Raw genomic sequence first — 9,527 nt, forward strand, 5'->3', positions numbered from 1 at the left:
ATCGACATCATCATCGATATCATCATCGACATCATCATCGACATCATCATCGATATCATCATCGACATCATCATCGACATCATCATCGACATCATCTTCACTCTCAATAATTAAAGCGAGATTGCTTTCTATTTGAGCAAACAGTTCCGAGATGTTGATTTCGGTTAAACTGCTGAGACTGAGAGTTCTTAAAACCTGGGAAACAGTGAAGGAAAGACTAAACTCGCGCCGTTCAGAAATACCGAATCTTACCCAGTGGTCGATCGCGTTAATTTCCCCACTTTCAACAAAGGGAACTAAATCGGGGTTGAGTTGCAGGTATTCGCTCACATCAAAGATATTGCTAAACTGCCGATTTTCAGACCGACCCCTGGTGATGAAGTGACTAAAGGCACTAATTTGTAAACCTAGGTTAGCTGATTCTTGCAGTAACTGACTAACGTCTGGGTTAAGTTGTAGGTAGTTATTAGCATCAAATACTCTGCTACACCGGCGATTTTCAAACTGTCCAACACCCAAGAAATGAGCGAACTTACTAACTAAAGTTTCCTGAGTAATAGCAGCTAAGTCTGGATTGGCTTCGGCATAAAAACTGGCGCTAAAAAAGTCGCTAAATTCTCGAGCTTCATTCAGACCAAAATCCAAGAAGTGACTGAAGGCTTCTTCACGATTGATAACTAGGGAAATATCAGTGTTTTTCTCTAGGTATCGAGTCACACTGAAGAAAGCACTAAATTCGCGACCTTCAAACTTACCAAATTCCCTAAAGTGTTCCCGTAGATTAAACTCAAAACCCGCTGCTTCTAGTTCTAATTTAAATTGTGCGAGGTCTGGGTTTTGAGCTAGATAAACTTCCTCATCAAAAAGTTGTTCGATAATAAAGTCCCGAAGATTTACTACATCACTCAGGGGATTTACGGGGGCGGCTGTGGTCGTAATTTCTACCTCAGCAGCATCATCTACAGTTTCTATGGGCAACAAAAACGGAGTTTCTGCCTCGAAATCGTCGGAGATTTCCTGAAGCTCATCATCTTCTAGGAATACTGTTGTAAAAAGTTCTTCGTCCATGCTAGAAAAATCCTCAATTGGAATAATTAACAATTAATGGTTTAGTTCAAATTTAACCCATCTGTGATCTAGTAAATCACTTAGAGTTATCATCTGAGGCTCACAACAGCCTATAATGCTGTAACGGCATAATCGGGGATAATAACGTCCTCAATGTACCACTAAGCAGTCAGATGGGTTGTAGTCCAACTTCTGAGCAATGGTAACAGATGGCCTCCTCTCAATATACAGATAGTTCCATAACGACAAGTTGACATGGTGTAATATACCATTAGATCGGTTTTATGTGATCTTGAGCTGGGGTTGGTCGCCAAGGAACTTGGCTGATCAGCAATCCGAGGGTTTCCGGTTTGTACCCCTCATTATAAGGGTATTGTTTAAGATATCCATGAAGTCTTGGTCAGAAAATTATTAATCTACAAAAGTGCGATCGCTTTACCATAGGAAAACCCACACAAAACCCAGAACCAAAGGATTTTATGCGTAGGGAATTAACGGCTAATTTGAGCTTGGACACACCCTAAAGATTATCAAACGAAACTGGAAGTTGGATTAATTTTAGTTAACCCCTCAACAATCTGAATCGACCAAAACAGTTATAAACAAGATGATCGCTCCAGATCAATTGTTCCCCCCAAAATGGCAGATCATATCAACCACTGTCAAATGTGAGGGGAGGAAGCGGGGGAAGTAGATAACCGATAGCCCATACCTCTAACCGTTTCAATGCGATCGCTTCCTAATTTTTTCCGTAGATAGCCCACATAGACATCAACGATATTAGAGCCTGGGTCATAATCATAACCCCAAACCTGATCAAGTAACTGTTCTCGACTAAGTACCTGTTCCGGGTGACGCAGAAAAGTTTCCAATAGCAGAAATTCCTTAGCGGAAAGTTGGACAGTGCGATCGGCCACTTGTACCTCACGAGTGTACAAATTCAAGCAGACATTAGCGGTGGAGAGAGTCTTATTATCATCAGCCGGTTTACCTGTTTGGTTGCGGAGTCTAGCGCGGACTCTAGCCAGCAATTCAGCGAAGCGAAAGGGTTTAGTCACATAATCATCAGCCCCCGCCTCCAGACCCGCCACCTTGTCGCTGAGGTCATCCCTAGCGGTGAGGATGATAATGGGTAAAGTTTCCCCCTGACCACGCAATTCTTTTAAAATCTGGAAACCATCGCGGTCAGGGAGTCCCAGGTCTAGGATCAGCAAATCAAAATTCTGGCCGCCCGCCTGATCTAAAACATCTTGTCCACTATTGGCGATCGCAGTAGTAAAACCACTAGCCCGCAGTCCCTTTTCCAAAAAAGCAGCTATCCGGGGTTCATCTTCAGCAATCAAAATCCGGCTCATGGTACAAGGCCTTTAGTTTACTAACTAACACGGGCGACTGTTAAAATGTTGAGCAATGTAAATATGGGCAGCACCTAGCTTAATTGTGACATGACTCCTGCCGTTCTTATCCAAAATCTCCAAAAACGTTACGGCTCAGTAGAAGCCGTCAAAGATATTTCCTTAGAAATTCAGCCTGGGGAAATTTTTGGCTTGCTTGGTCCTAACGGCGCAGGTAAGACCACGACCCTGCGATCGCTGTGTACATTAATCACTCCCGACGCTGGAAAGTTAGCCGTTTCGGGAATTTCAGTTCTCGATCAGCCCAAATTAGCTAGACAGCGCCTTGGCTATGTAGCCCAGGAAGTAGCCATTGATAAGGTTCTCACAGGTCGGGAACTGTTGCAACTACAAGCCTCCTTGTACCATATCCCCCGTCCTCGCATCAAAGAGCGCATTGAAACCGTGTCCAATTTGCTAGGATTAGGGGAATGGATTGATCAAAAAACCGGGACTTATTCTGGGGGTATTCGTAAGCGCCTAGATCTGGCTTCTGGACTCCTGCATCAACCGGATGTTTTGGTACTCGACGAGCCCACTGTTGGGTTAGATATTGAAAGTCGGGTAGTAGTGTGGGATTTCCTGCGACAATTGCGAGAACAAGGTATCACAGTGTTGATTACCAGCCATTATTTAGAGGAAATAGATGTTTTAGCCGATCGCGTCTCCATCATTGATAAAGGGGTAGTAATTGCTACCGGAACCCCCTCAGAACTTAAAGACAGAGTAGGAGGCGATCGCATTACCCTAAAAATTAGGGAGTTTTCCCCATTACCAGAAGCCGAAGCCGCCAAAGCCCTATTGGAGCCCCTCCCCTGTGTCCAAGAGGTAATCATCAATCAGGCTCAGGGAAACTCTCTGAACCTAGTAGTTGCATCCCAAAATGATGCCCTATTTACCATTCAACAAGCCCTTAAAGATGCTGGCTTACCCACCTTTGGGATAGCACAATCTCGCCCTAGTTTAGATGATGTCTATTTAGCGGCTACAGGTCAAACTCTAATGGATGCAGAAATGGCCGCCGTCGCCACTCGCGACCCGAAAGCGGAGAAAAAGCGCAATATGCGTTAACTTGTCTAAAATCAACCGTTAATGGAGACTTGTAAACCATGAGTAGTACCAGCATTAATCAGTTATCCAATACTGAAATTAGACCGGAAAAATCCAATGATATCGCCGATTTTATTCAGGAAACAGCGGCTTTAACCCGTCGTTTATTTATTCAATTGAAGCGACGACCATCAACTTTAATAGCCGGAGTAATTCAGCCATTAATGTGGCTAATTCTCTTCGGTGCATTATTCCAAAATGCTCCCAAAGGATTATTTGGAGAAACTGATAATTATGGTCAATTTTTGGGGGCAGGAGTTATGGTATTTACCGCCTTTGCGGGGGCTTTAAATGCCGGATTGCCGGTGATGTTTGACCGAGAATTTGGGTTCCTTAATCGCCTACTGGTAGCACCTTTAGCTTCCCGATTTTCCATTGTTTTGGCTTCGGCAATTTATATCGTCACCCTCAGCTTTATTCAAACTGCAGCGATTGTCGCTGTGGCGGCATTTATCGGTGCGGGATTGCCAGGAATTGCCGGATTAGCAGTGATTGCTCTGGTGGTGTTATTGTTGGTTTTGGGGGTAACGGGTTTAAGTTTAGGTCTGGCTTTTGCCCTCCCTGGTCACATTGAACTAATTGCGGTGATTTTTGTGACTAATTTACCGCTATTATTTGCCAGCACCGCCTTAGCGCCTCTGTCATTTATGCCTCGGTGGTTACAGGTGGTGGCTACCCTGAATCCATTAAGTTATGCGATCGAGCCAATTCGCTATCTTTATATCCATGAGAGTTGGTCTTTCGGTAGTGTGGTGATGGTGGCTCCTTTTGGTGATATAACTTTTGGGGTGGCTTTGGTGGTATTGTTGGCGTTTGCGATCGCCTCGTTATTAATCATTCAACCCCTCTTACGCCGTCGGTTCGCTTGATACTCCCACGAATTTCTAAATTGCCATACCTCTTCTGTACAGGAGAGGTATGATTACAGTAGTTGTTTGAATCTGATAGCCACTATGAAATTAACACCTTTGAAACTTACCCTAGGTTTGAGTATTTCGGCGATCGCTACTTTCGGCTTCGGGTCGGCGGTTATGGCTGCACCTGAATTAATCGCCCAAGCCACCATTAATCCCCTGCAAGATTTTGATAGTCGTAATAGCACTACCGACTCCTCTAATACCCTTAATCAGCGGACATTGTTCGATATTCTCCACAGTGTCCAGCAAGGTCGGTTTGATATGAATGGGGAATTCATCCAAAATCAACAAAATCAAAATATCCAAGATGCGGCGGCGGAATTTCGCCAAAGACAACGCCAGGCGATCGAACTTAAACCCAGCCTAGAACCGGCGGCGGAAGTTGAGTAAATACCATAAAACCGATGGGGGAGGGGGCAGCGAGAATTAATTGCCATATTTATTGATTAATTTGATGCCATTCTCCCCGCGTAAATTATACATCAAAAATCATTTTTTATTAATACCTTTACACTAACTTAACATAGTCGAGCCATTCTTTACTGTAGCTTGACATAAACGACTCAACTATTTTGATATTGTAACAGGATAAAATAGAACTGGTATGGACTGATACATAATAGTTAAACCGGAACAACTGTCAGGATTATCGTTCAAAGAACCTGAATCATATGTCATCGCTATATTGCCAATAGATAATGTAACTGTTAGACTGATTTTATCAGCGGCCAATCACTCGGATGATTGAGAAGGGTCGGGGCATGAGCGGCGATCGCTGATTTAGGTTCCAGGGAATCCAGGAGACTCTAATCGCTAAATATATCGGGTGTTTGAGCAGTATTATTGCTTATATCACTGTGCTATATTGCCAGTAGATAATGTAACTGTTAGACTGATTTTATCAGCGGCCAATCACTCGGATGATTGAGAAGGGTCGGGGCATGAGCGGCGATCGCTGATTTAGGTTCCAGGGAATCCAGGAGACTCTAATCGCTAAATATATCGGGTGTTTGAGCAGTATTATAGTTGCTTATATCACTGTGTTACGTTTTTGAGTACAACCGTGAATCTACCAGGAATGAATTACCATGACCGCCGAATTAATACCTAATCCCACACAGCCCCACAGCAGCAGGCCTAATCCCAATGCGATCGATGGTGGCTTAATCATCGAAGGGTTTATGAACCAGGAAAACCGCTTTGTGGGTACTGAAGATAGTGATTTGATCATTGGTGGGAACCTGAATGATGCGATCGCGGGTGGCAAGGGTAATGATATCATCTATGGTGGCAAGGGTGAGGACTGCCTATTTGGAGGTCTAGGAGATGACCTCTTCTACGGAGGTAAAGGCAACGATACCATTTTTGGAGAAGAAGCCAATAACACCCTATTTGGAGATGAGGGAGATGACCTCGTTTATGGTGGTTCAGGAGACGATCGCATCTATGGGGGTAAAGGTAACGATACAATCTACGCTGGAGAAGGCAATAATACCCTATCTGGTAACGACGGAAATGACCTGACTTCTGGCGGTAAGGGTGATGACATCATCCACGGAGGTCAGGGAGATGATACCATCTACGGCGGGGAAGGTAATAATATCCTGTCGGGAGATAAGGGTGATGACCTAATTTATGGTGGTATTGGTAACGATACTATTTACGGTGTCGAAGGTAATAACACCGTGTTTGGTGGACCGGGAAATAACCTGATCTTTGGTGGTAAGGGTGATGATGTTATCCATAGTGGTAGAGGGGATAACACTGTTTATGGTGGTCAGGGGAACGATCGCATTTTTGCCGGGAAAGGTAATGACCTTCTGACGGGGGGTAAAGGATCTGATACCTTTAGCCTGGTTTCTGGTGACCCCGATAAGGAGTCCTTCAGTATTCAAGAGTGGTTTGGACTCGACACCATCACAGATTTTACTGTGGGTGAAGATCGCATCGAATTAGATGCGGATATTTTTGATATGTTGGGAGGGGCGGGAAACCTAGCTGATAGTGAGTTTACCACAATTGCTAACTTTTTTGATCCGAACAATCCCACCAATACGGGAGGGGCTAACCTGGTTTATAACTCTACCAGTGGCGTTTTATATTACATTGACGGCAATGGACAAGCGATTCCGATTCTGCATTTAGGAGAAGGCTTAGATGACCTCGACTCCGACAGCTTCGATTTAATCTAGTGGGTGAGTAGGTGGTAGATCGGGAGAGTTTTCTTAATCTAAATTCCGCTGTTTTTGACAAATTAAGATTTGTGAAATTTGACCGGATAATAGTCGAGGTTGTTTTAGCCTAGATGGTGAGGGATATTTTGAGAAATTGGGAATGATAGATTATGGCTGTAAATTCGACTTATTATTAATGGGTAAAAAGTGACGATGTATACAGACAAAAATACACGAATGATGATGGTTAGCAACCAGTCGATAAACCAACCATCCCCAGCGGCTCAAGCCCTAGCCGAGCGAGGTTTATTGTGTCAGGAGCAGAAAGATTATGGCAAGGCGGTAGATTGGTATAGAAGGGCGTTAGAGGTTTATTTTCAGTGGCCGGAGGTACATTATAATCTAGGATTTGTCTTAGAAAAATTGGGATATATAGAGGAGGCGATCGCCTCTTACCGTCAAGGGATAATCCACAAGCCGAACTACACGAACGCCTATTATAACTTAGGATTAATCCTACAAAAGCAAGGGCGAGAAATGGAAGCGATCGCCGCCTATCAAAACGCCATTTATCTGGAACCGGAAACCCCCATGGCTTATAGTAATTTAGGGGGTATTTGAGTAGGAAGGGGGGAATATAAAACCGCCTTAGAGATTCTCGGAACCGCCCTGAAGAAATGGCCCCAGACTGCCAGCATCCATAATAACCTAGGCCGATCGCTATTAGGAAAACAGGATTGGGATAGGGCGATCGCCGCCTTTTTAAAAGCGGTACAACTGCAACCGGACAGTGCCATAATTCAACATAACCTAGGGAAAGCGCTGCAACAACAGGGAAGCCATATAGCCGCCCTAGACTGCTTCCAAAAAGTGTTAATCCTAGCGCCAGAGTTTCCGGGTATCCATAGTGATTTGGCTTGGTCACTGATGGAATTAGCAGATTTTCCAGAAGCGATCGCCCATTTAAAACAAGCCATTAAAGGGCAGGAATTTCTGTTAACCGCCTATATAACCGAAAGTGAAAAGCAAGCCGTTGATGGCAGTTTAGGGGAAGCCCAAAAAGCCTGCGCCCAGCTACTACAAGCACTGAATCAAAACGACATATCCGTAAGTGTGATCACACTAGCCCAAACCTACTTTCACTTAGGTCAAGCCCTAGCAGAATACCAGAACTTTGGTTCCGCCGAACAATACTATCAAAAAACCCTAAAACTGCAACCGGACTTCACCGCCGCCCATTTGGCTTGGGGAGATATTCTGAGGGAACAGGGTCGCCTGAAAGAAGCCCAAAAACATTATAATCAGAGTTTAGAACTATTAACAGCCGAACCGGAAACCAGCCCACCCCTATCTCAACCCATTCCGTCAATACCAGAGTTACCGGCTGCTGACCCCGACCTACCAGCCTGTCAAGGATTAGACTGCTATCCTTGCCTACAGCCTATTATAGAAAACTTTGCCCCCCAACAGTTAGGCAGCCATCAATACAAATTGAAACCCCCAGCGCCTTTACCTTTATGCAACCCCACCGGAAAGGTGACAATTTTACCCCAGGGGCGGGCGATTGTTGATCCGCGTCGCAATTGGTGGAAAGTCTGTAACGCCACCGCCATAATTAACGCGGAAGGGGAGATGCTGCCACAATTTTCCCGATTTTATCCGACTCCCTTACCAGGTTGCCGTAACCATGACCCTCGCCGCCACCCGATTTTGGCGAAGGATGGACTGACAGAAGCAGAGGCGATCGCCGGAACTGTTGCGGTAGTATCAGGAATATCGGGTAGTGTTTACTTTCATTGGATGGTTGATGTACTGCCGCGATTAGAAATTTTGCGACAGGCTGGCTACAATTGGCAGGATATCGATCGCATTGTAGTCAACAGTATCCGTCACCCCTTCCAACGAGAAACCCTGCAACGGTTAGGTATACCAGAAGCCAAAATAGTCGAAAGCGACATTCACCCCCATATCCAAGCAGATCAGCTTTTAGTGCCTGATTTTGCCGGACCCGTAGGCTATCCACCACCCTGGGTGTTAGCTTGGCATCGTCGGACTTGGCTACAGGAGGACACCCTAGGCGTTAACCTGAACTCAGAGGGCTTTCTGGAACTCTCGGACACACAGAAATCCAAATTAGGTCAAAAAACACCAAAGCTCATCTATATCAGCCGTCATAGCGCCAAATATCGGCGGTTGTTAAATGAAGAAGCGATCGCCGCCCTATTGCAGCAGCGGGGATTTATTACCATCAGCCCAGAAACCCTATCTGTCGCAGAACAGGCTCAAGTATTTTCCCAAGCAGAAGTGATTGTAGCATCCCACGGTAGCGGGTTAACCAATTTAATCTTCTGTCAGCCTGAAACGACGATAATTGAACTGATGTCTCCCCACTACATTAGGCCTTACTTTTGGGGGTTAAGTCGGCAACTGGGACTCCATCACTACTACATCACCGGAGAAGCCTTAGACTGCTATCCTCTCCGACAACTGATGTATCCTACAGCCTTAACAGAAGATATCTGGATTAACCCACAGACCTTGCTACAGTTGCTAGACTCTGTACTCACCACCGATACAGCCAGCCTTCCGACTCCTAGCCAGAAACATGATCTCACCCAGCCATCAATGTCCAAGGTTCCTATGATCAATTTTCCCAATTTGAGCGAAACCGCCCTAGCCGCCGGGTTTCAGAAACAAGCTGAATTTCATCTCCAAAGTGGTGACATTCATGCCGCCATGGCTGCTTGTGAACAAGCCCTCAACCATGACCCTAATTCTGCTGTCACCTGTCAGTTATTGGGTAAAGTTTGGCAACAGCGGGGAGATGAATATTGGTCACAATATTGGTATCAAAGGGCGCAGAC

7 protein-coding genes and 2 pseudogenes are annotated in these 9,527 nt (G+C 45.1%); 7 read left to right on the forward strand and 2 right to left on the reverse strand.

Features of this window, described 5'->3' with window-relative positions; all coding sequences use genetic code 11:
• A pseudogene (locus B9T16_RS21985) lies at positions 1-1,101 on the reverse strand (energy transducer TonB); the annotation flags it as partial.
• Positions 1,102-1,730: 629 nt separating this feature from the next.
• Complete coding sequence (locus B9T16_RS21990) at positions 1,731-2,423, reverse strand: response regulator transcription factor (RefSeq protein ID WP_006617332.1); 693 nt, start codon at positions 2,421-2,423, stop codon at positions 1,731-1,733.
• 90 nt (positions 2,424-2,513) lie between these two features.
• Between B9T16_RS21990 and B9T16_RS21995 the strand changes: the two genes are divergently transcribed.
• The 7 genes and pseudogenes from B9T16_RS21995 to B9T16_RS22025 form a co-directional block, all read left to right on the forward strand.
• Positions 2,514-3,533 carry an ATP-binding cassette domain-containing protein gene (locus B9T16_RS21995; protein ID WP_006617331.1) on the forward strand — a complete coding sequence of 340 codons (1,020 nt, stop codon included), beginning with the start codon at positions 2,514-2,516 and terminating at the stop codon, positions 3,531-3,533.
• 38 nt (positions 3,534-3,571) lie between these two features.
• Complete coding sequence (locus B9T16_RS22000; protein ID WP_006617330.1) at positions 3,572-4,441, forward strand: ABC transporter permease; 870 nt, start codon at positions 3,572-3,574, stop codon at positions 4,439-4,441.
• An 84-nt stretch (positions 4,442-4,525) separates the two neighbouring features.
• A complete protein-coding gene (locus B9T16_RS22005; protein WP_410245760.1) occupies positions 4,526-4,879 on the forward strand; it encodes a hypothetical protein in 354 nt (117 codons plus the stop codon).
• Positions 4,880-5,577: 698 nt separating this feature from the next.
• Positions 5,578-6,681, forward strand: coding sequence for a calcium-binding protein (locus B9T16_RS22010; RefSeq protein ID WP_410245761.1), 1,104 nt, complete (start codon positions 5,578-5,580; stop codon positions 6,679-6,681).
• A 195-nt stretch (positions 6,682-6,876) separates the two neighbouring features.
• Positions 6,877-7,284: a tetratricopeptide repeat protein gene (locus B9T16_RS22015; RefSeq protein WP_410245763.1), complete on the forward strand. Its 408-nt coding sequence runs from the start codon at positions 6,877-6,879 to the stop codon at positions 7,282-7,284.
• Positions 7,285-7,332: 48 nt separating this feature from the next.
• Positions 7,333-7,443: pseudogene (locus B9T16_RS22020) on the forward strand (tetratricopeptide repeat protein); the annotation flags it as partial.
• Positions 7,444-7,533: 90 nt separating this feature from the next.
• The coding region (locus B9T16_RS22025) for a glycosyltransferase 61 family protein (protein ID WP_410245762.1) at positions 7,534-9,527 on the forward strand (1,994 nt) is incomplete at its 3' end.

It is taken from the genome of Arthrospira sp. PCC 8006 (assembly GCF_046480465.1).
Lineage (GTDB): Bacteria > Cyanobacteriota > Cyanobacteriia > Cyanobacteriales > Microcoleaceae > Limnospira > Limnospira platensis.

Bases quoted from the DNA above. Each gene is read 5' to 3' on its own strand.
- B9T16_RS21990 (WP_006617332.1), bottom strand. From the start codon at position 2,423: ATGAGCCGGATTTTGATTGCTGAAGATGAACCCCGGATAGCTGCTTTT.
- B9T16_RS21995 (WP_006617331.1), top strand. From the start codon at position 2,514: ATGACTCCTGCCGTTCTTATCCAAAATCTCCAAAAACGTTACGGCTCA.
- B9T16_RS22000 (WP_006617330.1), top strand. From the start codon at position 3,572: ATGAGTAGTACCAGCATTAATCAGTTATCCAATACTGAAATTAGACCG.
- B9T16_RS22005 (WP_410245760.1), top strand. From the start codon at position 4,526: ATGAAATTAACACCTTTGAAACTTACCCTAGGTTTGAGTATTTCGGCG.
- B9T16_RS22010 (WP_410245761.1), top strand. From the start codon at position 5,578: ATGACCGCCGAATTAATACCTAATCCCACACAGCCCCACAGCAGCAGG.
- B9T16_RS22015 (WP_410245763.1), top strand. From the start codon at position 6,877: ATGTATACAGACAAAAATACACGAATGATGATGGTTAGCAACCAGTCG.